This window comes from Caulobacter sp. FG7 (assembly GCF_057808875.1).
In genome coordinates this window covers 1-22,030 of sequence record NZ_JBMDIW010000026.1, presented here as the reverse complement: position 1 = coordinate 22,030, position 22,030 = coordinate 1, and the positions used below count along the sequence as shown (strand labels likewise).

General features: G+C 69.7%; 22 protein-coding genes, 1 tRNA gene and 1 pseudogene. 12 read left to right on the top strand and 12 right to left on the bottom strand.

The features are described 5' to 3' along the window. The first annotated feature begins 9 nt into the window (after positions 1–9). The 7 genes and pseudogenes from gor to ACODR1_RS19225 all read left to right on the top strand — a co-directional run bounded on the left by gor (position 10) and on the right by ACODR1_RS19225 (position 7,906). A complete protein-coding gene (gene gor / locus ACODR1_RS19255; RefSeq protein ID WP_488881893.1) occupies positions 10–1,407 on the top strand; it encodes a glutathione-disulfide reductase in 1,398 nt (465 codons plus the stop codon). After that, positions 1,404–2,651, top strand: coding sequence for an O-antigen ligase family protein (locus tag ACODR1_RS19250; RefSeq protein WP_488881892.1), 1,248 nt, complete (start codon positions 1,404–1,406; stop codon positions 2,649–2,651). Before gor ends, ACODR1_RS19250 begins: the two co-directional genes overlap by 4 nt. Positions 2,652–2,734: 83 nt before the next feature. Beyond that, positions 2,735–4,114: a class II 3-deoxy-7-phosphoheptulonate synthase gene (locus ACODR1_RS19245; RefSeq protein WP_488881891.1), complete on the top strand. Its 1,380-nt coding sequence runs from the start codon at positions 2,735–2,737 to the stop codon at positions 4,112–4,114. 212 nt (positions 4,115–4,326) lie between these two features. Continuing rightward, complete coding sequence (locus tag ACODR1_RS19240; RefSeq protein ID WP_488881890.1) at positions 4,327–6,117, top strand: long-chain-acyl-CoA synthetase; 1,791 nt, start codon at positions 4,327–4,329, stop codon at positions 6,115–6,117. Between the two features lie 122 nt (positions 6,118–6,239). Then, positions 6,240–6,935: pseudogene (locus ACODR1_RS19235) on the top strand (alpha/beta hydrolase); the annotation flags it as partial. Between the two features lie 147 nt (positions 6,936–7,082). Beyond that, a complete protein-coding gene (gene panD, locus ACODR1_RS19230; protein ID WP_116487221.1) occupies positions 7,083–7,439 on the top strand; it encodes an aspartate 1-decarboxylase in 357 nt (118 codons plus the stop codon). Next, the gene (locus ACODR1_RS19225) at positions 7,439–7,906 is read left to right on the top strand and encodes a hypothetical protein (RefSeq protein WP_488881889.1); all 468 of its coding nucleotides are present in this window, start codon (positions 7,439–7,441) and stop codon (positions 7,904–7,906) included. Before panD ends, ACODR1_RS19225 begins: the two co-directional genes overlap by 1 nt. Before the next feature lie 23 nt (positions 7,907–7,929). Here ACODR1_RS19225 and ACODR1_RS19220 read toward each other — a convergent pair whose 3' ends face one another. Beyond that, on the bottom strand, positions 7,930–8,667 hold the full coding sequence (locus tag ACODR1_RS19220) for an SIMPL domain-containing protein (protein WP_488881888.1): 738 nt from the start codon (positions 8,665–8,667) through the stop codon (positions 7,930–7,932). Positions 8,668–8,824: 157 nt separating this feature from the next. Here ACODR1_RS19220 and ACODR1_RS19215 point away from each other — a divergent pair. Beyond that, a tRNA-Ile gene (locus ACODR1_RS19215) sits at positions 8,825–8,900 on the top strand. A 342-nt stretch (positions 8,901–9,242) separates the two neighbouring features. Here ACODR1_RS19215 and ACODR1_RS19210 read toward each other — a convergent pair. Together ACODR1_RS19210 and ACODR1_RS19205 are read right to left on the bottom strand one after the other, a co-directional pair. Continuing rightward, entirely contained in the window at positions 9,243–9,437 is a 195-nt protein-coding gene (locus ACODR1_RS19210) for a DUF3606 domain-containing protein (protein ID WP_488881887.1), read from the bottom strand. Between the two features lie 531 nt (positions 9,438–9,968). Then, positions 9,969–10,094 (bottom strand): hypothetical protein, encoded by a 126-nt coding sequence (locus ACODR1_RS19205; RefSeq protein WP_276308906.1) that lies wholly within the window; start codon positions 10,092–10,094, stop codon positions 9,969–9,971. Between ACODR1_RS19205 and ACODR1_RS19200 the strand changes: the two genes are divergently transcribed. Genes ACODR1_RS19200 through ACODR1_RS19185 form a run of 4 tightly spaced genes read left to right on the top strand, consistent with a single transcriptional unit; the run spans position 10,045 to position 14,601 of the window. Beyond that, positions 10,045–10,545 (top strand): Csu type fimbrial protein, encoded by a 501-nt coding sequence (locus ACODR1_RS19200; protein WP_101716194.1) that lies wholly within the window; start codon positions 10,045–10,047, stop codon positions 10,543–10,545. The two genes, ACODR1_RS19205 and ACODR1_RS19200, sit on opposite strands and share 50 nt — an antisense overlap. Position 10,546: 1 nt before the next feature. Further along, a complete protein-coding gene (locus tag ACODR1_RS19195) occupies positions 10,547–11,254 on the top strand; it encodes a fimbrial biogenesis chaperone (protein ID WP_488881886.1) in 708 nt (235 codons plus the stop codon). After that, positions 11,232–13,631 carry a fimbria/pilus outer membrane usher protein gene (locus ACODR1_RS19190; protein ID WP_488881885.1) on the top strand — a complete coding sequence of 800 codons (2,400 nt, stop codon included), beginning with the start codon at positions 11,232–11,234 and terminating at the stop codon, positions 13,629–13,631. The genes ACODR1_RS19195 and ACODR1_RS19190 overlap by 23 nt, the downstream gene beginning before the upstream one ends. Continuing rightward, on the top strand, positions 13,606–14,601 hold the full coding sequence (locus ACODR1_RS19185) for a Csu type fimbrial protein (protein ID WP_488881884.1): 996 nt from the start codon (positions 13,606–13,608) through the stop codon (positions 14,599–14,601). The genes ACODR1_RS19190 and ACODR1_RS19185 overlap by 26 nt, the downstream gene beginning before the upstream one ends. On the opposite strand, the gene ACODR1_RS19180 is transcribed toward ACODR1_RS19185, so the two are convergent. From ACODR1_RS19180 to cobD, 9 genes are all read right to left on the bottom strand, one after another. Then, a complete protein-coding gene (locus ACODR1_RS19180; protein WP_488881883.1) occupies positions 14,595–15,098 on the bottom strand; it encodes a tyrosine phosphatase family protein in 504 nt (167 codons plus the stop codon). The two genes, ACODR1_RS19185 and ACODR1_RS19180, sit on opposite strands and share 7 nt — an antisense overlap. Further along, positions 15,095–15,853, bottom strand: coding sequence for an adenosylcobinamide-GDP ribazoletransferase (gene cobS, locus ACODR1_RS19175; protein ID WP_488881882.1), 759 nt, complete (start codon positions 15,851–15,853; stop codon positions 15,095–15,097). The genes ACODR1_RS19180 and cobS overlap by 4 nt, the downstream gene beginning before the upstream one ends. Next, positions 15,850–16,875: a nicotinate-nucleotide--dimethylbenzimidazole phosphoribosyltransferase gene (gene cobT / locus ACODR1_RS19170; RefSeq protein WP_488881881.1), complete on the bottom strand. Its 1,026-nt coding sequence runs from the start codon at positions 16,873–16,875 to the stop codon at positions 15,850–15,852. The genes cobS and cobT overlap by 4 nt, the downstream gene beginning before the upstream one ends. Then, positions 16,872–17,828 (bottom strand): adenosylcobinamide-phosphate synthase CbiB, encoded by a 957-nt coding sequence (cbiB, locus tag ACODR1_RS19165; RefSeq protein ID WP_488881880.1) that lies wholly within the window; start codon positions 17,826–17,828, stop codon positions 16,872–16,874. Before cbiB ends, cobT begins: the two co-directional genes overlap by 4 nt. Beyond that, the gene (locus ACODR1_RS19160; RefSeq protein ID WP_488881879.1) at positions 17,821–18,603 is read right to left on the bottom strand and encodes an ABC transporter ATP-binding protein; all 783 of its coding nucleotides are present in this window, start codon (positions 18,601–18,603) and stop codon (positions 17,821–17,823) included. The genes cbiB and ACODR1_RS19160 overlap by 8 nt, the downstream gene beginning before the upstream one ends. Beyond that, positions 18,600–19,586 (bottom strand): FecCD family ABC transporter permease, encoded by a 987-nt coding sequence (locus ACODR1_RS19155; RefSeq protein ID WP_488881878.1) that lies wholly within the window; start codon positions 19,584–19,586, stop codon positions 18,600–18,602. The genes ACODR1_RS19160 and ACODR1_RS19155 overlap by 4 nt, the downstream gene beginning before the upstream one ends. Continuing rightward, complete coding sequence (locus ACODR1_RS19150) at positions 19,583–20,440, bottom strand: ABC transporter substrate-binding protein (protein WP_488881877.1); 858 nt, start codon at positions 20,438–20,440, stop codon at positions 19,583–19,585. Before ACODR1_RS19150 ends, ACODR1_RS19155 begins: the two co-directional genes overlap by 4 nt. Next, a complete protein-coding gene (gene cobO, locus ACODR1_RS19145) occupies positions 20,437–21,039 on the bottom strand; it encodes a cob(I)yrinic acid a,c-diamide adenosyltransferase (protein WP_488881876.1) in 603 nt (200 codons plus the stop codon). Before cobO ends, ACODR1_RS19150 begins: the two co-directional genes overlap by 4 nt. Beyond that, positions 21,036–22,030 (bottom strand): threonine-phosphate decarboxylase CobD (gene cobD / locus ACODR1_RS19140; protein ID WP_488881875.1); only part of this gene is annotated, 995 nt, incomplete at its 5' end. The genes cobO and cobD, both read right to left, overlap by 4 nt.

Below are 22,030 nucleotides of genomic sequence, written 5' to 3'. Positions count from 1 at the left end.
GAGCCGATGATGGCTGAGTACGACTTCGACCTCTTCGTCATCGGCGCCGGTTCGGGCGGCGTGCGCGCCGCGCGGCTGGCGGCCCTGTCGGGCGCCAAGGTCGCCGTGGCCGAGGAGTACCGGGTCGGTGGCACCTGCGTGGTGCGCGGCTGCGTGCCCAAGAAGTTCATGGTCTACGCCAGCGAGGTCTCCAGCCAGCTGAAGACCGCCAAGGGCTATGGCTGGACGATCGGCGAGGCCAGCTTCGACTGGAAGACCTTCCTGCACGACAAGGACGTCGAGATCGCGCGCCTGTCGGGCATCTACGTCACCAACCTGCGCAAGGCCGGCGCGCACCTGCTGCACGGCAAGGCCCGCATCATTGACGCCCATACCGTCGAGGTGCTGCCCAAGGAAGGCTCCGAGGGCGACGCCGGTCGCTACACCGCCAAGCGCATCCTGGTGGCCACCGGCGGCCGTCCGGTGCGTCCGGAGTTCGAAGGCGCCGAGCACGGCATCACCTCGGACGAGGCCTTCCATCTGCCGACCCTGCCCAAGCGCGTGCTGGTGGTCGGCGGCGGCTACATCGCCGTCGAGTTCGCTGGCATCTATGCGGGGCTCGGCGTCGAGACCACGCTCTGCTATCGCGGCTCCAATATCCTGCGCGGCTTCGACGACGACGTTCGCGCCCATCTCGCCGACGAGATGGAGAAGCGCGGCATCAAGGTCGTGCTGGGCTGCTCGCACAAGTCGATCGAGAAGACCGACGCCGGCCTCGTCAGCACCTTCAACAACAACCTGACCTTCGAGAGCGACGTGGTGCTGTTCGCCACCGGCCGCGACCCCTATGTCGAGGGCCTGGGCCTCGAGAACGCCGGGGTGAAGCTGGACGACAAGGGCGCGATCGCCGTCGACGCCCACTCCAAGACCAATGTCGACAGCATCTGGGCCGTGGGCGACGTCACCGACCGCATCAACCTGACCCCGGTGGCGATCCGCGAGGGCGCGGCCTTCGCCCAGACCGAGTTCTACGGCAATCCGACCACCTTCGATCACGATCTGGTCGCTTCGGCCGTCTTCTCGCAGCCGCCGATCGGGGCGGTGGGCATGAGCGAGGCCGAAGCCCGCCACGCCTTCGGCAAGGTCGACATCTACCGCGCCGTCTTCCGCCCGATGAAGCTGACCTTCTATGGCGGCCAGGAGCGCTGCCTGATGAAGCTGGTCGTCCGCCAGGACAACGAGCAGGTCGTCGGCGTCCACGTGGTCGGCCCGGATGCGCCCGAGATCATCCAGATGGCCGCCATCGCCGTGAAGATGGGTGTCACCAAGTCGCAGTGGGACTCCACCTGCGCGGTGCATCCGACCCTGGCCGAGGAACTGGTGACCATGCGTGAGAAGTACGTGCCGGCCGAGGTGGGCGGCGTATGACCACGGCCTTGACCGGTTCGGAGAAGGGGACGCCCTGGCTGACGGGGGTCATGGTCTTCGTCTTCGTGATGACGCCCCTGCTGGGCTATCTCGCCCAGCTGGGCTTCGCGCCGCTGATGGCTCTGGCCGGCCTTCTGGTCCTGCCGGTGATGGGGCGGCCCCGGACGCCGGCCGCACCCGCCCTGATCCTGCTGCTGCTCGCGATCTGGGCGGCCGTCAGCATGACGTGGAGCCCCGCCGCGCCGCCCCCCGGCAGTCTCAAGGACTATGGCGACGTCGAGAAGGTCACGGCGGTGAAGCTGTTCCTGCAGCTGGCCCTCTACGGTGCGGCGGTTGCGGCGGCCTTGCGCCTGTCGGCGCGCGGAGCCGATCGTGTCGCCACGGTGATGGGGTTTGGCGTGCTGGCCCTGGCCGTGCTCGTCGGCGTGGACGCGCTGACCGGCGCGGCGATGTTCCAGAAGTTCCGCGTGCTCAGCGGTGATCCGATCCGTCCCGACCTGGCCAAGGTCAAGATCTCCATCGGCTGCTACGTGATGGCCGTGATGTTCTGGCCGGCGGCGGCGGCGCTTGCGCGGCGGGGAAGGCAGGCGGCCGTCGTACTGCTTCTGGCCGGCGTGCTGACGGCCTCGGTGCTGGCGAGCGCGGACTCATGCCTGGTCGCCCTGGCCGCGGGTGGTTTTGTGTGGATGCTGGTCAAGGGGCTGGGCAGGGCCGGGGGGCGTCTGCTGACCCTGTCGGTGGCCCTCCCGTTCGTGGTCGCGCCGATCGCGGTGCTGTGGGCCATCCAGGCCGGCTTCTGGGGTTGGCTGCACGGCCTGGTCCCGGCGTCGTGGGATGCCCGGCTGAACATCTGGGCCTTCGCGGCCGACCACATACAGGACCATCCGTTCCGGGGCTGGGGTCTGGACGCCAGCCGCACCTTCGGCGACGCCATTCCGCTGCACACCCACAACGCCCAGCTCCAGCTGTGGCTTGAACTCGGCGCGGTGGGCGCTGCGCTTGCCGGCGCTTTCTTCTGCTGGCTCGCCCATGGCGTCACCCGCGCCGCCGGGACCGATCGCAGCGGAGCGGCGATGAGCGGCGCAGCCCTCACCAGCTATCTGGTCATCGGCGCGTTGAGCTTCGGCGTCTGGCAGGAGTGGTGGATCGCCGTGGGCGCCCTGGCCGTCGTCGCCTGTGTCGCAGTGCGGTTGTCGAGCCGCGAATACACTGACGAGTTGGTCGAAATTTCCCCGATCGGCTAGAATATGGCTATTCGCCGCACGATTTTTGCTTTTGCCCAAAGGGTGCGCTATGAGCGCTCCCTTTTAGAACCTTCGAGAACATCATGACCGCCCGGTGGACCCCCGCGACCTGGAGAGCCAAACCCGCCAAGCACGTGCCGACCGATTATCCGGACGCGGGTGCGGTCGAGCGGGTCGAGCAGACGCTTCGCCAGATGCCGCCGCTGGTGTTCGCCGGCGAGGCGCGCCGGCTGAAGAGCCTTCTGGGCGACGTCGCCGAAGGCCGGGCCTTCCTGCTGCAGGGCGGCGACTGCGCCGAGAGCTTCAAGGAATTCCACGCCGACAACATCCGCGACACCTTCCGTCTGATCCTGCAGATGGCGGTGGTGCTGACCTTCGCCGGCGGCAAGCCGGTGGTGAAGGTGGGCCGCATCGCCGGTCAGTTCGCCAAGCCGCGCTCCGAACCGATCGAGACGATCGGCGAGACGACCCTGCCGTCCTATCGCGGCGACATCATCAACGGCATGGACTTCAACGAGGCTGAGCGCGTTCCCGACCCGGACCGCCTGCTGAAGGCTTACGGTCAATCGGCCGCGACCCTGAACCTGCTGAGGGCCTTCGCCAGCGGCGGCTATGCCGACCTCTACAACATCCACCGCTGGACCCTGGGCTTCGTCGGCGACAGCCCGCAGGGCGCGCGCTACCGCGAGCTTTCGGAGAAGATCTCCGAGGCCCTGACCTTCATGTCGGCCGTCGGCGTGACGCCCGACACCCAGCCCGACCTGAAGCGCGTTGAGTTCTTCACCAGCCACGAGGCCCTGCTGCTCGGCTTCGAGGAAGCCATGACCCGCGTCGATAGCACCTCGGGCGACTGGTACGACACCAGCGCCCACCTGCTGTGGATCGGCGAGCGCACCCGCCAACTGGACGGCGCCCACATCGAGTTCATGCGCGGCGTGAAGAACCCGATCGGCCTCAAGTGCGGCCCGACCATGGAGGGCGACGACCTCCTGCGCCTGATCGACGTGCTCAATCCCAACAACGAGCCGGGCCGCCTGACGCTGTACGGCCGCTTCGGCTCGGACAAGATCGCCGACCGTCTGCCGCGCCTGATGAAGGCCACCAAGGCCGACGGCCGCTCGGTGGTCTGGGCCACCGACCCGATGCATGGCAACACGCTGAAGGCCTCGACCGGCTACAAGACCCGTCCGTTCGACCGCATCCTCAGCGAAGTGAAGAGCTTCGTGGAAGTGGCCCACTCGGAAGGCGTCCACCCCGGCGGCGTCCACCTGGAGATGACCGGTCAGAACGTCACCGAGTGCCTGGGCGGCGCCCGCGCCGTGTCGGAGACCGATCTCGCCGACCGTTATCACACCCACTGCGACCCGCGCCTGAACGGCGAGCAGGCCTTGGAGCTGGCCTTCCTGGTGGCCGAAAAGCTGAAGTCGGCGCGCGATAACCAGCGCAAGGTCGCCAACGGCTGACCTCCAGGCTGACCTTAGGGTCAACCTCGGATTCGAGACGAAAGGGGCCCCGTGGATCAGTTCCACGGGGCCCTTTCAATAGTGCCCTTACGGCATGCGAAAAGATTTGTCGCAATTGCGAGGTTGCTTTTCGCAGATGCACACTCAAGACCTTCCAACGACTTGACCGCTAGCCCGGCGCTCTCCAATGGTTGTTTGAAGGGAGTGAATTTATGCGTCTGCAGGCCAAGTTGAAGCGCGAGTGGCGGTTCCTGAAGGGACTGACCCGCACCCTCAAGCGTGTGAAGTCGATCGCGCCCGACAGCGACAACCTGATCTGCGACGATCTGGAAGCGGCGGTCGACAAGTGGCGCAACAACCCCGCCATCACGTTCGAAGGCAAGACGATCACCTATGCCGAGCTGGACGCGATCGCGAACCGCTACGCGCACTGGGCCAAGGGCCAGGGGATCACCCGCGGCCAGACCGTCGCCCTCTTCATGCCCAACCGGATCGAATACCTGGCCATCTGGTACGGTCTTTCGAAGGTCGGCGTCGCCACGGCTCTGATAAATAACCAACTGACGGGCGCCGCGCTGGCGCACTGCCTCAACATCTCCCAGGCGCTGCACTGCATCGTCGACCCGGACACCTCGCCCTGCTTCGAGGACGTCAAGGAACAACTGGGCCGCCACATCCAGCAGTGGGTGCTGGGCCCGGTGCACGGCGACCAGCGCGACCTGGTCAACGCCCTGAAGAGCTGCAGCCAGTTGCGCCCAGACCGCCTGACGGCCCGCGACGGCCTAGTGGCCAAGGACACCGCGCTCTACATCTTCACCAGCGGCACCACCGGCCTGCCCAAGGCCGCGCGCATCACCCACATGCGCGCCCAGCTCTACATGCGCGGCTTCGCCGGCTCGACGGACTCGCGCGCCACCGACCGCATCTACGTGACCCTGCCGCTCTATCACGCCACCGGCGGTCTCTGCGCCATGGGCGCTGGCCTGCTGAACGGCGGCAGCATCGTGCTGCGCAAGAAGTTCTCGGCCACCCACTTCTGGAGCGACGTGGTCACCGAGAACTGCACCATGTTCGTCTATATCGGCGAGCTGTGCCGCTACCTGGCCAACCAGCCCGAGAACGAGTTCGAGCGCGCCCACAAGCTGCGCCTGATCTTCGGCAACGGCCTGCGTCCCGACGTCTGGGACGACATGCTCGACCGCTTCAAGGTGGGCGGGGTGCTCGAGTTCTACGGCGCCACCGAAGGCAACGTGTCGCTGTTCAACTTCGACGGCCGCCGCGGCGCCATCGGTCGGGTGCCGGGCTACCTGAAGAAGAAGTTCAACATCCGCATCGTCAAGTTCGACGTCGAGACCGAAACCCCCGTGCGTGGCCCGAACGGCTGCTGCGTCGAGGTCAAGCCCGGCGAGATCGGCGAGTGCATCGGCCATATCGCCAGCGACGCGCGCTCCAACTTCACCGGCTATGCCGACAAGGCCGCCACCGAAAAGAAGGTGCTGCACGACGTCTTCGAAAAGGGCGACGCCTGGTTCCGCACCGGCGACCTGATGCGCCAGGACAGCGACGGCTACATCTACTTCGTCGACCGCATCGGCGACACCTTCCGCTGGAAGGGCGAGAACGTCGCCACCAGCGAGGTGTCGGAACGCCTCGCCGGCTTCCCGGGCGTCAAGGAAATCAACGTCTACGGCGTGCCGGTGGGCGATCTCGACGGCAAGGCCGGCATGGCCTCGCTGGTCGTCGGCCCCGAGTTCGAGATCGACAACCTGGCCGAATATGTCGATCGCGAGATGCCCGCCTACGCCCGTCCGGTGTTCGTGCGCCTGCAGCCCGAGATCGAGACCACCGGCACCTTCAAGTACCGCAAGATCGACCTGGTGAAGGAGGGCTTCGACCCGGCCGTCATCAAGGATCCGCTGTATTTCCGCGAGCCCGGCAAGGGCTATGTGAAGGTCACCAAGGCGGTCCACACCAAGATCCTGGCCGGCGGGTTCAAGCTCTGAGCCTGTCGGAAGCCTGGTCGCCGCTGGCGATCTTCGCGACCCTGACGCCCAAGGACCCCGCGCGCCGCCCGGTGCGCGGGGTTTCCTATGGCGACCATTCGCGCTAGCGGCTCGATGTCCATGTCCCGGCGAGCGGGGCAGGGGATTGGCCGGTGCTGGTGTTCTTCTACGGCGGGGCCTGGAACTCGGGTCGCCGAAGAGATTATGGCTGGGCCGCGCGCGCCCTGGCGGCCCAGGGCTTCGTCGTCGTCACGCCTGACTATCGGCTTCATCCCGAGGTCGTCTATCCGGCCTTCCTGGAGGACGCTGCGCTGGCTGTTCGCTGGGCGGTCGAGCATGCGCCACGCCTGGGCGGCGATCCGGCCCGGTTGTCGCTGGCCGGGCATTCGGCCGGCGCCTACATCGCCGCCATGCTGGCCCTGGATCCATTGTACCTGGCTGCGGCTGGCGTCCCGAGCGGCGTGGTGAAGGCCTTCGCAGGGCTGTCGGGCCCCTACGCCTTCCTGCCGCTGGACGGCGAGATCACTACCCGCACCTTCGGACATGTCGACGACCTGCCGGCCACCCAGCCGATCGGCTTCGCCCACGCCGCCGCGCCGGCCGCCTTCCTGGCGAGCGGCGAGGAGGACAGGACGGTCCGCCCGCACAACACCCGCAAGCTGGCCAAGGCCCTGCGCGAGGCGGGCGCGGTCGTCGAGGAGCAGGTCTATCCGGGGCTGGACCACGCCGCGCCCTTGCTGGCGCTGTCGCGGCCGTTCCGTCGCAAGGCGCCTGTCCTGGCCCAGATGACGGGGTTCCTGAAGGCCAAGGCGGGCTGATCCCCACGCGACCATCCACCGCGGCTTGCTGCGCTGCGATTGAACGCGGGCCTCATCCTGTCTATATGGCCCTGACTGAACGCGGGTCATGTGTGTGGCGACCTCGCGAAATCCCAGTGTTTCAACGAGATAAGAAGGGGCGTCGCCATGCTTCTGACCATGATGAAGGCCAAGCTGCACCGCGCCACGGTGACCCAGGCCGACCTCGACTACGAAGGTTCGATCGCCATCGACCGCGACCTTCTGGACGCCTCGGGCATCCTGCCCAACGAACAGGTCGACGTGCTCAACATCACCACCGGCGCGCGCTTCACCACCTACGCCATCGAGGCCCCGCGCGGCTCGAAGGTGATCGGCGTCAACGGCGCCGCCGCCCGCCTGGTGCAGAAGAACGACACTGTCATCGTCGTCACCTACTGCCAGATGCCGGCCGAGGAGGCGCGCAACTACGCTCCGACCGTCGTGCTGCTCGACGAAGGCAACATCATCAAGCAGGCCGCCTGATGCGGTCGGCGGCCGCCCTGGCGCTCGTCCTGGCTAGCGCCCTGGCGCTGGCCGGCTGCGGCGGCTCGAAGCTGCCCAAGGGCGTCGACGAGGACGCCCTGACCCAGGCCGTCGGCCGGGCCATCGGCTCGCCCTCGACCTGCGTGCTGATCGCCGAGGCGGGCGGAAAAGTGCTCTGGACGGGCGGGGGCTATATCTCCTGCGCCCGCAACCTGCCGACCTGCGAGGGCAAGACCTCGACGGCCCAGGACGTGCTGAAGGCCAATCTGGCCGGCGAGGCGAAGTTCATCAGCTGCGACAGCAGCCCGACCAACCGGGTGGGCTGGGCCATGGGCCCGGTGCCAGCCGGCAAGGGTCGTGAAGCTTCCGGCCTGCGCTACCTTGCGGTCATGGAGGGCGAGCGCGCCCTGCCGGGCATCGAGATCCAGGACCGCGTCGAACGCGCCTTCGTCCGCGCCGGCTTCTGACCGGCGCGGACCTTTAGGCTCGCTTACTGCTGCGCCTCGTAGGTGGCGCTGACCTCGACCCGCACCTTCAGTTCGCCGCCCGAGATCGCCGTGGAATCGGCCATCTCGCGCTTGGCCATGGCGAACATCGGCACGGGCTGCGGCGAGGGCGTGTAGCCGCCGGCCTCGTTCAGGCTGACCAGGCGCACCACCTTGTAGCCGGTGGCCCGGGCATAGAGGTCGGACTTGGCTTTCAGGGCCGCGACGGCCTTGATGCGCGCCTCGTCCTCGGCCTTCTGCGGGTTCTGCAGGCCAAAGCTGATGCCGCTGACGGTGTTGGCCCCGGCCGAGGCCGCGGCGTCCACCGTCTGACCCAGCTTGGAGAGGTCGCGCGCCAGGATCGTCACCTGGTTGCTGGCCTGGTAGCCGGTCAGGCGCGGCGGCTGATTCTGCTCGTAGACGTACTGCGGATTGACGTTGAGGTTCGAGGTCTGGATGTCGCGCTCGGCGACGCCGGCCTTCTTCAGGGCCGCGATCACCTTGTTCATCGCCGTCCCGTTGGCCGACAGGGCCGCGGCGGCGCTGGCGCCTTCGGTCTGGACGCCCAGGGTGATGGTGGCCATGTCGGGCGCGATGGCGGTCTCGCCCGAGGCCGACAGGTTGAAGGTGGTGGCCCGGAAGGCCGCGTCGTTGCTCTGGGCGGCCGCGGGGACGGCCGACAGGGCCAGGACGGCGGCGCCGGCGGCGGCCAGGGCCGGGACGGTCGAGCGGATGCGGATCATGGTTCTTGTTCTCCTGCGCGCGGGGACCCAACAGTGCGTCGACCCGCGATTGGTTCCCCTGTCGCAAACTCAACCTGAACCGCACCTTTAAGCCGCGTGCAGCCCATGCTAATCGACCGGTCCTCGCCCGCGCCGACTCTCGTCCCGCACGGCATGGGGGCCTGTAGCTCAATGGTTAGAGCCGACCGCTCATAACGGTCTGGTTGGGGGTTCGAGTCCCTCCAGGCCTACCAACCTGCTTGCATTGCGATCATGTAGGCCAATCTAGCCATCCTTTCGCATTCAGCTTGATTGGGATGTTCAAGTCGGCAAGGTGTTTTCGAAGCCGAGGGTGGTATTCAATCACCAAGCCGTCGTGGTTCGAAATATAGCAGATGCGGCACACGCGAATTTTCCATTTTGCGATGCCTACCCCCTCATACTGACCGTGTGAGAAGGGAAAGTTTTTCTTACAGAGAAAGCAGTCGAGTAGGATAGGGTCGGGCCTACTGGTGTGGTTCCTCATGGTGTCATATCTCCTTCGCAGGAGATGATGACACGGGGGCTGCGACAGAAGCGGACGTCGTTACGCCCTCTCAGCTGTTGCTGCCCAGATACCTGCGCACTTCCTCCACCGACGCGCCGGCGTGTTCGCAGGCGGTGTGGAGCTGTTCCTCGCTGACGCCCAGGGTCTCGGTCCAGTAGCGGACCGAGCGGGGTTCCTGCAGGTCGATGGACTTGTCGGGCCCTTCGGCGGGCAGGGCGGCCGGGATCGATCGGACGTGGGGCATGGCGGCCTCCTTTGGAGGAGGAAGCCGCAAAGCGCCGCCGCGTTCCATGCGGGCGCCGCATGCGGCCGCCGTCTCGCCTGTCGGGGTGGCGGCAAGACGGCGGCCGGGCGGCCTCGATAATGGGGGAGGAGGGCCGCGCCGTCCGAGGGGCGGTGCGGTGGAGCGCCGATCGAACGTCGTTATCTTGCCTGTCCGGCGCCCGCCAAGCTTGGAGAATGGCGGCCGGATTTGTCGAAACCCGGCCCATCGACGTCGAAATCGCGAGCGCCGCGGCGGGCTTCCTGGTTGGCCGCTGCGACATAACGTCCCTGCGACAGGCGCCTCGGCTACGCGGGCCGGTTACTTTCATTCATGTCAGTCGCTCGCGATATAACAGCGTTCAAAAATCGACGTTTCCCTTATTGCTCAACCAAAGCACGTCCCGAAAATTGACGTTTCTCCACTTCCGGGGGAGGTGGGTTCGCCGACTCTCCACCCGGGAGAGCGCAACTTCCGCGGCCGACTGTCGCAGCTACTCCTAATGCTCGTTAATCACTCGGCAACGGCGAGCGCAGCAAGTCTTACGCGAGTGAGAGCTTGTTCGAATTTCCAGAAGGGGCAGCCGGACATGAGGAAAATAGCGACTTCAGTTTTCGTCGTAGGAACGATGGCGTTCATGGCGATCTCTGGTTCGGCGACTGCTGCAACGGCGTCGAGTTCTTTTCAGGTCAACTTGACCATTCAAGGCGAGTGCAAGGTGCAGTCGGCTTCGAATGTTGACTTCGGCTCGCGCGGGGTCATCGACGCCAACATCGACACCACCAGCACCATTGGTGTCCAGTGCACCAATTCCACGCCCTATACGGTCGCCCTGAGCGCCGGGGCGGGCACGGGCGCCACTGTGGCCGCGCGCAAGATGACCAGCGCCGCCAATGACACGGTCGGCTACGCCCTCTACCGCGACGCGAGCCGGACCCAGGTCTGGGGCGTGACCCAGAACGTCGACACCCAGGCCGGCACCGGCAACGGCGCCGTGCAGTCCTACACGGCCTACGGCCGTGTCTCGGCCCAGACCACGCCGGCCCAGGGCGCCTACAGCGACCTCGTGGCGGTGACGATCACCTACTGACATGCGCGCGGTCGTCCTCCTGGCCGGTCTGGCCCTGGCCGCGCTGGGCGGCGCGCAAGCGACCGCCGCGTCGCTGCGCGTCAGCCCCGTGAGCCTGGACCTGCCCGCGGGCCAGAACGCGACGACCCTGACGCTGCAGAACGACGACGCCGCCCCGCTGAACGTCCAGATCCGGGTGTTCCGCTGGACGCAGGCCAATGGTCGCGACGTCCTGACCCCGGCCACGGGCGTGGTCGCCAGCCCGCCGATCGCCAAGGTCGAGCCCGGCGCCAGCCGCACGGTCCGCGTCGTGCGCCTGGACGGCCATCCGCCCGAGGGCGAGGAGGCTTACCGCCTGATCGTCGACGAACTGCCGCCGCCGCTCAGCGAGTCCGGCAGGCAGGTGACCCTGCTGATGCGCCACTCGATCCCGCTGTTCTTCGGGTCCGGCCGCGAGCGGCCCCGGATCGAATGGCGGCTGCAGCCGTCCGAGGACGGCGGCGCGGCCCTGGTCGGCCGCAACACCGGCGCCCGCCGCCTGCGTCTGGCCAATCTGAAGATCGGCGACGCCTCTGGAGCGGTCCTTGCCGAACGCAAGGGCCTGGTGGGCTATGTGCTGCCTGGAGCGGAAGTCTCCTGGCCCGCGGGGGCTTTCCAGCCCGCCGCCGGGGTTCGGCTGATCGCCGACACCGACACCGGGCCGATCGATGCGACGCTCAAGAGCGACTGAGGCGGCCCTCCTGAGCGCCGTCTTCGCCGCCTACGGGGCCTGCGCCCTGGCCCAGGACCTGCCGCTCCCCGATCTCAAGGCTGTCGCGACCCTGCGCGAGGACCTGCAACTCGAAGTCTGGATCAACGGTCGCAACACCGGCCTGGTGGCCGCTGTGGAGCGCGAGGCCGACGGCCGCCTGCGCATGCGGGCCGACGAGATGCGCGCCGTGGGCCTGGCCGCCTCCGGCATGGGTCTTGTGGAGCTTTCGTCCATTCCGGGCCTGACGGCCGCCTATGACGACCCGGGCCAGCGCCTGGTGGTCACCGCCGATCTCGACCAGCTGGCGATCCAGCGCTTCGACCTGTCGGTTCGCCGTGAGGCGGCCGGCGCGCCGCTCCAGGACCTGGGCGCGGTGCTCAACTACATCGTCTCGGCCGACGCCGGGCAGGTCGACGCCGACGACGCGCTGGGCGTCGACGCCGTCGGGCTGGCGCTCGACGGCCGCGTCTTTGGCCGGTTCGGCGCCGTGGCCAGCAGCGTCTCGGCCAGCCACGTCGGCGACGAGACCCGCATCGTGCGCCTGGACACCACCTGGTCCTGGTACGATCCCAAGCGCATGCTGGGCCTGCGCGGCGGCGACTACATCAACGGCGGCTTCGCCTGGACGCGCCCCATCCGCATGGCCGGCTTCCAGATCCGTCGCGACTTCGCCACCCGGCCCGACATCGTCACCATGCCATCGCCGCGTCTGGCCGCCACGGCGGCCGCGCCGTCGACGCTCGAACTCTACGTCAACGACAGCCGCGTCCTCAGCCGGCCGGTCGGGGCCGGGCCCATCCGCATCGACGGCCTGCCCTCGGCCCAGGGCTACAGCAATGTGCGCCTTGTGCTCAACGACGCGGCCGGCCGGCAGGTGGCGGTCGATGCGCCGTTCTTCGCCACGCCCCTGCTGCTGCGCAAGGGACTGGCCGATTTCTCGGCCGAAGCGGGGTTCGCCCGTCGCGGCTTTGGCGTGGAGTCCGCCGACTACGCCGGATCGCCGATCGCCTCGGCCAGCCTGCGCTACGGCGTACTGGACGCCCTGACGGTCGAGGGTCATGTCGAAGCCGGCGCCGGGCTCGTCCAGGGCGGCGGCGGGGTGACGGTCCAGTTCGGTGGTCTGGGCGTGGTTTCGGCCTCGGCCGCCGCAAGCCATGTCGACGATCGCAGCGGCGCCTTGGCGGCCGTGGTCTTCGACAGCCGGTTCGCCGGCTTCTACATTTCGGGCGTGAGCATGCGGGCCTCGGACGGCTACCGCGACCTGGCGTCCGTCACCTCGCGGCCGTCATTCTATCGCAACTGGCGGATGGCCGGCGACGAGCCGCCGCGCGCCATCGACCAGGTCACGGTGTCAACGCCGCTTCGTCTGGCGCGGCTGATGAGAAGCGGCGACGTGCCTGTGGTCAGCGCCTCGTACAGCGCCCAGAGCCCCGCGTCGGGGCCGCGCCGCGAGGTATGGAGCGGCTTGCTGCGCCATACCCTGGCCGATCGTGTCACGGCCTATGTGACCGCCTACGCCAGCCGGGGCGAGCGGCGGGACACTGGCGCTTTCCTGGGCATTTCGATCCCGCTCGGCTCTACCGGCTCGGCCACCGTCGGGGCGCAGGCCCAGGGCGGCGACACCGTCGCCTTCGTCGAGGCCAGCCGCGCCGAGACCCAGGTCGAGGGCAGCTACGGCTGGCGCGGCCGCATCGAGCAGGGCGCCAGGCAGGGCGCGGAGCTCCAGGGCGCCTATAGAGGACGCAGCGCCCGCGTCTCGGGCGCGGTGCAGTACGCCGATGGCGCCGCCCGCGGCCAGGTGCAGGTCGAGGGCGCGGTGGCCTGGCTGGGCGGGGTCAGCGCCACGACCACCCGGCTTGAAGGCTCGTTCGCCCTCGTGGAGGTCGGCGCCCCGGACGTACCGGTGCTCTATCAGAACCAGAAGGTCGGCCGCAGCGACCGCAACGGCCGGCTGCTGGTGCGCAATCTCGAGGCCTTCGACGTCAACCGTCTGTCGATCGACAGCCAGGACCTGCCGTTGGAACTGGAGGCGGCGCAAACCGAGCGCGCCGTCACCCCGATGGCCGGCGGTGGCGCCATCGTCCGCTTCGGCGTGGGCAAGAGCCCGCCGGCGGTGCTGTTGACCCTGCACCGGCCTGACGGCAGCTTCGTGCCGCCGGGCGCCGAGGTGATCCGCCCCGGCGTGCCCGAGCGGGCCATCGTCGGCTACGATGGCCAGACTTTCCTGACGGGTGTCATCGCGGACGGCGATCTGCGCGTCGTCGTCGAGGACGGCAACGAATGCGTCGCGCGCCTGGTTCTGGGCCCGGCGACCAGCGAGGGAGGCCGGCATGTCGTCGACGCCGTCTGCCGCTAGGCTCTGGCGCCCGCGCTTGGTGGCGCTGGCTGGCCTGCTCTTCGCCGCCCTGGCATGGTTCGCGGCACCGTCCAAGGCCCAGGCCGCCGCCAGCTGCAACGCCTCGATCTCCAGCGTCAATCTCGGCTCGACCCTCAGCCCGCTGACGGCCGGCAATGTCGACGCCACGGCCACCCTCAACTTCAGCTGCACCGGCCTGACGCCGCTGCTGCCGGTGTCGCTGTGCCCGAACCTCGACGCTGGATCCGGCGGCAGCAACGGCTCTGGCCAGCGCTACATGGTCGGACCCGGCGGGGCGACCGTGCCGTTCCAGATCTACCAGGACAGCGGCCGCACCCAGCCCTGGGGTTCGTCGGTGCTGCTGGTGTTCGGTACGGTGCCGACGATCACCGCCAATCCAGGCACGGGCAGTTCGATCAACGTCAACCAGACAGTCTATCTGCGGCTGTCGACCAGCACCACGACCCTGCCAGGCGCCTATTCAACCAGCTTCACCGGCCAGACCTTCTTCTGGGGCCTGAACCTTCTGTCCTGCGCCGGGGTCACCGTCGGCTCGACCCTGACGCCGGCCACCTTCACCTTCAGCGCCACCCTGATCGCCGACTGCACGATCACGACCGGCAACCTCAGCTTCGGCAATGTCGGCGTGCTCAGCGCCAACAAGGACGCCCAGACCGGCATGTCGGTGACCTGCACCAAGGACACGCCCTACGCCATCGGCCTCGACAACGGCCAGCAGGGAACCTCGGCCACGGCTCGCCGGATGAAGGCCGCCAGCCAGTACGTCACCTACGGCATCTACAAGGACGAGGCGCGAGGATCACCCTGGGGGACCGGCGCGGGGCTGACCGTCGGCGGCAGCGGCACGGGCGGCGTCCAGCCGCTGACCCTCTACGGCCGCGTCCCGGCCCAGACCACGCCGTCGCCCGCGACCTATGGCGATCAGGTGATCGCGACGGTCACCTACTGACGAGGTTCCCAGGCGAAGGCCTCGCCCTCGAAGGCCTCCGCGCCGCGCCCGATGCCCTGGATGGCGGCGACCATGCGTCCGTTGCGCTCCAGCGCCGCATCGGCCAGGGCCACCATCAGCGGGTTGGGCGTGGCCGAGGGCGAGAGGTTTCGGAGCGCGCGCGCCAGTTCGCCCTCGTCGCGGCCCGGCGCCAGGCGGCAGGCGAGGATGAACGCCGCGGCCGTCGAGCGGCTGACACCGGCGTAGCAGTGCAGCAACAGGGGCCGCACGCCGTCCCAGGTGTCGGCGAAGGCCAGCAGTTCGGCGATCATGGTGGCGCTGGGGGCGATCAGGCCCTCGCGCGGCTCGGCGATGTCGTGGAAGGCCAGATGCAGTCGCTCGATCTCGGCGATCTCCGGCGCCTGCGCGGTCGGCGACAGCAGGCTAACCACGTGCGAGGGCGCGTGCGCGGCCAGGTGAGCGTCCAACCTGTTCAGGGGGCAGACGGCCAGGATCACGCCAGCACGGCCGCCAGGCCCAGCATCGCGCCCAGCTCGGCGACCTGTTCGATCGCGCCCAGCACGTCGCCGACATAGCCGCCGATCAACCGGCGGGCCAGAAGGGCCATGGCGACAGCCAGGGCGGCGGCGAGGCCGATCGCCGCCAGCGCGCCCGGCGGCGGGGCCAGCAGCAGCGGCCAAAGGCCCAGGATCGCGGCGACCAGCACCTCGATCGGCTTCACACCGTCGGGCGCGGGCTTGTATTTGGCGTCGGCGCGGTCGTTGACATGGGGCAGGGCGGCCATGGTCGCCACCGCCGCCACGCGCCCGACGCCGTGGGCGGCCAGCAGGGCCAGCGCGGCGCTCATCGGCGTCAGCGTCGCCAGGGTCGCGGCCTTGGTCCCCAGCACGACGACGAGAACCAGTACGCCGTAGGTCCCGACGCGGCTGTCCTTCATGATCTCCAGGCGGCGCTCGCGGGTCTGGCCGCCGCCCAGGCCGTCGGCGGTGTCGGCCAGGCCGTCCTCGTGGAAGCCGCCGGTCAGCAGCAGGCCGACGCCCAGGGCCAGCAGGGCGGGGACCCAACCGCTCCAGACCTGGCTGGCGGCCAGCAGCGCCAGTGCGCAGATCCCGCCGACCAGTAGGCCGACCAGGGGGAAGTAGCGGGCCGAGCGAGTGATCCAGTCGGGCTCGAAGCCGCGCAGGGCCGGGGTCCGCAGGCGGGTCAGGAACTGCACCGCACAGAGCAGCAGCTGGACCTGGCGGCCGATCATCCCAGCACGTCGGCTAGGTCGGCCACCTGCGTCAGAAGGTTGGCGGCCGCCGCCAGCAGCGGGGCGGCCAGCACCGCGCCGGTGCCTTCGCCCAGCCTCAGGCCAAGGTCCAGCAGGGGCTCGGCGCCCAGCGCCGCCAGCATCGCCGCGTGACCCTTCTCGGCCGAGCCATGGGCGAAGACGCAGTAGTCCAGCGCCTCGGGGGCCAGTCGCACGGCCGCCAGGGCCGCAGCGGTGGCGATGAAGCCGTCGACCAGCACAGGACGCCGCCGCGCGGCCGCGCCCAGCACCGCGCCGGCCATCATGGCGATCTCGCAGCCGCCGAACTCGGCTAGCACCGAGAACGGATCCTCAGCGTCGCTGCGGGCGGCGGCGCGGGCGACGGCGGCGGCCTTGCGGGCCATCCCTTCGGCGTCGTGGCCGGTGCCTTGGCCCACGCACGCCTCCAGCGGCGCCGGAGCCAGGCGGTGCATGACGAGGGCGGCGGCCGAACTGTTGCCGATGCCCATCTCGCCGATGGCCAGCACGTCGGCCTCGTCCAGCGCGGCGCCGGCGATCTCGACGCCCCGCGTCAGGGCCAGTTGGGTCTCCTGCCGGGTCAGGGCGGCCACGCGGGCGGCGTTGCGTGCGCCCAGGCGCACCTTGGCGTCGATCAGGTCCGGATGGGCTGGCAGGTCGGCGGCGACGCCGGCGTCGACCACCTTGACCGACACGCCGGTCGCCTTGGCGAAGGCGTTGACGCTGGAACGGCCCGACAGGAACAGGCCGACCATGGCGACGGTCACGCTGGACGGATAGCTGGAGACGCCTTCCTCGGTCAGGCCATGGTCGCCGGCGAACACCAGCAGCGCCGTGCGATCGGCGCGAGGCCCCAGGTCGTTCGCGATCAGGCCCAGGCGCACGGCCAGGTCCTCGACCCGGCCCAGTGAGCCCGGCGGCTTGGCCTTGCCGTCCAGCTTGGCGCGCAGCCTAGGCTCGAGCGTGCGGTCAACGGCGGCGATGGTCGGCGGAACAAAGGTCATTGGGTCAGTCTCCAGCCGCCCAGGCACAGCAGGGTGACCAGCAGCCACAGCAGGGCGCAGGCGCGGCGATAGATCCGCAGGCCCCGGCGCAGATCGGTCAGGTCAGGCGCGCGACCGTCGCCGAAGCTCGGGCGCTCAGTGGTCTCGCCGTCGTAGCGAGCCGGTCCGCCCAGCTTGACGCCGAGCGCGCCCGCCATGGCCGCCTCGGGCCAGCCGGCGTTGGGCGAGGCGTGCTTGCGTGCATCGCGCCGCATGGTCGCCCAGCCCTTCCAGCCGGCCGCCAGGCAGATCAGGCCGCCGGCCAGGCGTGCGGGAACCCAGTTCATCACGTCGTCGGTCTTGGCCGCGGCCCAGCCGAACGATCGCCAGCGCGGCTCCATGTGGCCGATCTGGCTGTCGGCGGTGTTCACCGCCTTGTAGGCGAACAGGCCCGGCAGGCCGAACAGGGTCAGCCACGAGGCCGGCGCCACCACGCCGTCGTTGAAGCTCTCGGCCAGGCTTTCCAGCGCCGCGGCCGTGACGCCGTGGAGGTCCAGGTCGTCGACGTCGCGGCCGACGATCCGGCTCACCGCCTCGCGGGCGGCGGGCAGGTCGCCACCCTCCAGCGGGTCTAGCACGGCCATCACGTGCTGGTGCAGGCTGCGCTGCGCCAGGCCCAGCGTCGCCAGAAGCGCCACGGCCAGCGTCGCCAGGAGGCCGCTGTCGAAGGCCGCCTCCAGTATGCTGCCGATCAGGATCGCGGCGCCGACCAGGATCGCCACGGTGACGACGCCAAGCTCCTTGCGGCGGATCTCGGTGCGCTCGGGCTGGTTCCACCGCCGCTCCATCGCCTCGATCGCCTTGCCGATCCAGGTGACCGGATGCGGCAGAACCTTGTGCAGGCCCTGTGGATAGCCGACCACGGCTTCGATCAGCAGGGCCAGCGGAGGCGCGAGCAGCAGGGGTTCAGCCATGGCGTCCCACGAGTTCGATCAGCGGCCCAGACTGGCCCTCGACTACTCTTGCCGTGACTCCATAGGCGCGGGCCAGCACGTCGGGAGTCAAGGCCTCGCGCGGCGGGCCGTCGGCGATCAGCCGGCCGTCGACCAGCACCAGCACGCGGTCGGCCAGCCGCGCGGCGATGGCCAGGTCGTGCAGGGTCATGACCACGCCCTGGCCGGCCTGGGCGGCGAAGCCGCGCATCAGGTCCACCGCATCAAGCTGGTGGCCGGGATCCAGGCCCGCCAGCGGCTCGTCGGCCAAGAGCCAGCTCGGCTCGCCGGCCAGCACCCGGGCGAACAGCGCCCGGCCGCGCTCGCCGCCCGACAGGCTTTTGACCTCGCGACGGGCGAGGCCTTCGAGGTCGGTGTGCTTCAGCGCCCGAGCCACGGCCAGGCGGTCGGCTTCGGAAAGGCCGCGCATGCCGCTGTGCGGGGTGCGGCCAAGGCCGACCAGGGTCTCGACGTCGACGGCCCAGGCCACTTCCGGCGTCTGCGGCAGGAAGCCGATCTTCCGGGCGCGTTCGCGGTGCGACAGGGCGGCCAGCGGCGCGCCGGCCAGGCTGACGTTTCCGGCGTCCGGCTTGCGCAGGCCCGCCAGGCACGCCAGCAGGGTCGACTTGCCCGCGCCGTTGGGGCCGACCACGGCGGTGACCTCGCCGGCCCGGAACTCGGCGCTGACGTCGTGCAGCACGGAGCGGCCGCCCAGGGAGACGGTCAGATTCTCGGCGGAAAGCGTGGAGAGGGTCATGCGAGCCTCCGGCGCATGGAGATCAGGAGGGCCAGGAAGAACGGCCCGCCAACGGCGGCGGTGGCCACGCCCAGCCGCATCTCGGCGGCCGAAGGCGTCAGGCGCACGACGATGTCGGCCGCCAGCACCAGGGCCGAGCCGGCCAGGGCGGAGGGGACGAGCAGGGCGCCGGGCCGGTGCCCGACCAGCGGGCGGACGAGGTGCGGGGCGATCAGGCCGACGAAACCGATCAGGCCGGTCACTGCCACGCTGGCGCCCGAGGCGATCCCGACGCCCACCGCCAGGATCACCCGCACCGCCGACAGGTTGACGCCCAAAGCCACGGCGCCGGTTTCGCCCAGGGTCAGGGCGTCCAGCGACTTGCGCAGGGTCAGCAGGATGGCCAGGCCCACGACGATCAGCGGCACGGCCAGTCGCACCTCCTCGACGCTGCGGTCGGCCAGCGAGCCCAGCAGCCAGCTGATGATCTCCTGCGCTGCCCAGGGATTGGGAGCCAGCGACAGGGCCAGGGCCACGCCGGCGCTGGCCACGGTGTTGAGGATCACGCCGGCCAGCAGGAAGGTCACCGTGCCGCCGGTCGTGCCGGCCAGGGCCAGCATCAGGACGACGCCGAAGCCCGCGCCCAGGATCGCGCAGGCCGGCAGCAGCCAGGTCGCCGTGAAGGCCAGGCCCAGATAGAGGCTCATCACCGCACCCAGCGCGGCCATGGACGACACGCCCAGCACGCCCGGATCGGCCAGCGGGTTGCGGGTGTAGCCCTGCATGGCCGCGCCAGACATCCCGAGAGCCGCCCCGATGGCTACGGCCAGCACCGTGCGCGGCAGGCGCAGTTCGAAGATGATCGCCCAGCGCGGATCGGCCCGGTCGACCCAGGCGCTCCACGGCGCCCAGACCCGGCCGCTCATAAGCGACAGGCCAAACAGGACGGCTATGGCCAGCAGGAGGCCGCCGATCAGCAGCCAGGAACGGCGGGAATGGCTCATGCGCGGGCCTTCAGCACTTGGCGGCGAGCGGCCGCCAGGGTCGCGGCGGTGTCGATCAGGGTCGGGCCGCCGCAATAGAGCAGCCGTTCGGGGAAGGTGGCGCGGGTCATGCGATGGCTCACGCTGGCGAGGGCGGGGTGGCTGAGCATGCGCTCGGCCCAGGTCGGGGCGTCGGGGCGCGCCTGGCCGGCCAGCAGCACCTGCGGCGGATCGGCCAACAGGCGTTCCAGCGAGACATTGCCCCACTTCTTCAGGCCATAGCGGCTGGCGACGTTGGTGAAGCCGGCGCGCTTCATCATCTCGTCGACCAGCGTGCCTTCGCCGGCCGCGAAACCGTTGGGCTGAAACACCAGCGCCTCCAGCGGCCTGGAGCCCGGCGGCGGGGCCGAGGCGGCCAGAGCCCGGTCGATGCGGGCGATCAGCGCCTCGCCGCGCTGCGGGTGGCCGGCGGCGTCGGCTATGCGGCGGATGTCGGCCTGGTTCTCGGCCCAGCTGTTGGGCACCTTGAAGAGCTCGGCCCGCACGCCCAGCCGCTTCAGCGCCGCCCGGGTGGCCGGCGAGGAGTGGGCGGCGCTCAGCACCACGTCGGGCCGCAGCGCGATCACCTCCTCGGCGCTCTCGTAGGTGATCGGATAGCTCTTGGCCCGCTCGGCTATGCTCGACTGCTGTGGGTCGCGGGCATAGTGGCTGAGCGCTGCGATCTGGTCGCGGTCGGCCACCTCGACCAGCACGCCGTCGAGGCACGGGTTCAGCGAGACGAGGCGCGGCTTGCGCGCCGCCGCCCGCACGGCGTTTGCGCCGAGCCCGACCGCCAGGCCCGCGCCCAGGGCCGTGCGGCGGCTGAGGCCGCTCAAAACTCGACCCCGCGCTGGGCCTTGAAGCCCTGTTCGAAGGGATGCTTGACCAGGGTCATCTCGGTGACCAGGTCGGCGATCTCCAGAAGCTGCGGCTTGGCGTTGCGGCCGGTCAGGCAGACGTGCTTGTCGTTGGGGCGGGCCTTCAGCACCGTCACCACCTCGTCGATGTCGAGATAGTCGTAGCGCAGGGCGATGTTGATCTCGTCCAGCAGCACGAAGTCCAGGGTCGGGTCGGCGATCATCGCCTTGGACTCTTCCCAGGCGGCCTTTGCGGCGGCGATGTCGCGCTCGCGGTCCTGGGTGTCCCAGGTGAAGCCTTCACCCATCACGCGGTACCGCACCTGGTCGGGAAAGCGGCTGAAGAACAGGCGCTCGCCGGTCTTCCACTTGCCCTTGATGAACTGCACCACGCCAACCTGCATGCCCCAGCCCAGCGAGCGGGCGACCATGCCGAAGCCGGCCGAAGACTTGCCCTTGCCGTCGCCCGTATGGACCAGCAGCAGGCCCTTCTCGAGCGTCTTCGATTTCATCAGCTCTTCGCGCTCGGCCTTCAGGGCGCGCATGGCCTCGGCGTGCTGGGTGTTCTCGTCGGTCATCGCGAAGTCTCCAGGGCGGCGGCCAGGCGAGCCCAGTCGGCGTCGAATCCAGGCAGGCCGAAGCGTAGCAGGCTGGCGTCGTGGTCGAAGGGGCGGGTCAGGATCCCGGCGCGGGCCAGGGCCTCGAAACGGGCGGGGGTGCCCGGGATACGCGCCAGCCGGAACAGACTGGTTCCGCCGACCACCTCGAAACCGGCCGCAGCCAGCAGGGCGTCCATCCGCGCGGCGTCGTCGGCCAGGCTGGCGCGCGTGGCGTCGGCCCAGGCGGTGTCGGGATAGGCCGCCAGGCCCGCGGCCAGGGCGGGCGCCGAGAGCGGCCATTCGCCCAGGGTGTCGCGCAGGCGGCGCGCCAGGGCTGGACGGGCGATGACGAAGCCCAGCCGAAGGCCGGCCAGGCCATAGAACTTGCCGAACGAGCGCAGCACGACCAGCCGCTCGTGGCCGGGCGCGCCGGCGAAGCGGGCCACCGACAGCGACGGCTCGCATTCGACGAAGGCCTCGTCGACGACCGCGCCGCGCTGGCCCAGCGCCAGCACCGCCTCGGGCGCCAGGCTGCGGCCGTCGGGATTGTTGGGGTTCACCACCACGCAGACGTCGGCCTGGGCCGGATCGGCGACCACTTCCGACCCGACGCGTCGCCAGGCGTGGGCGTGGCTGGAATAGGTGGGCAGCGGCAGGCTCACACGGCCGCGCGGCAGGATCTTGGGCAGCAGCCGGATCGCCGTCTCGCTGCCGGGCAGGGCGACGACCCGATTTGGATCCTCGACGCCGAAAGCCTCGGCGGCGACGGCTTCCAGCTTCAGCAGATCGGCTGGATCGGGCAGGCGGCCCCAGTCCTCGAAAGCCTGGGGCGGAACCGGATAGGGGCGGGGATTGATCCCCGTCGACAGGTCGAGCCACGGCGCGGGCGCGTCCGGAAAACCCGCCCCCGCCGCCGCCAGGCGGCCGCCGTGTGCGGAAAGGGACGCCGGCGAGCCGCTCATCAGAACTT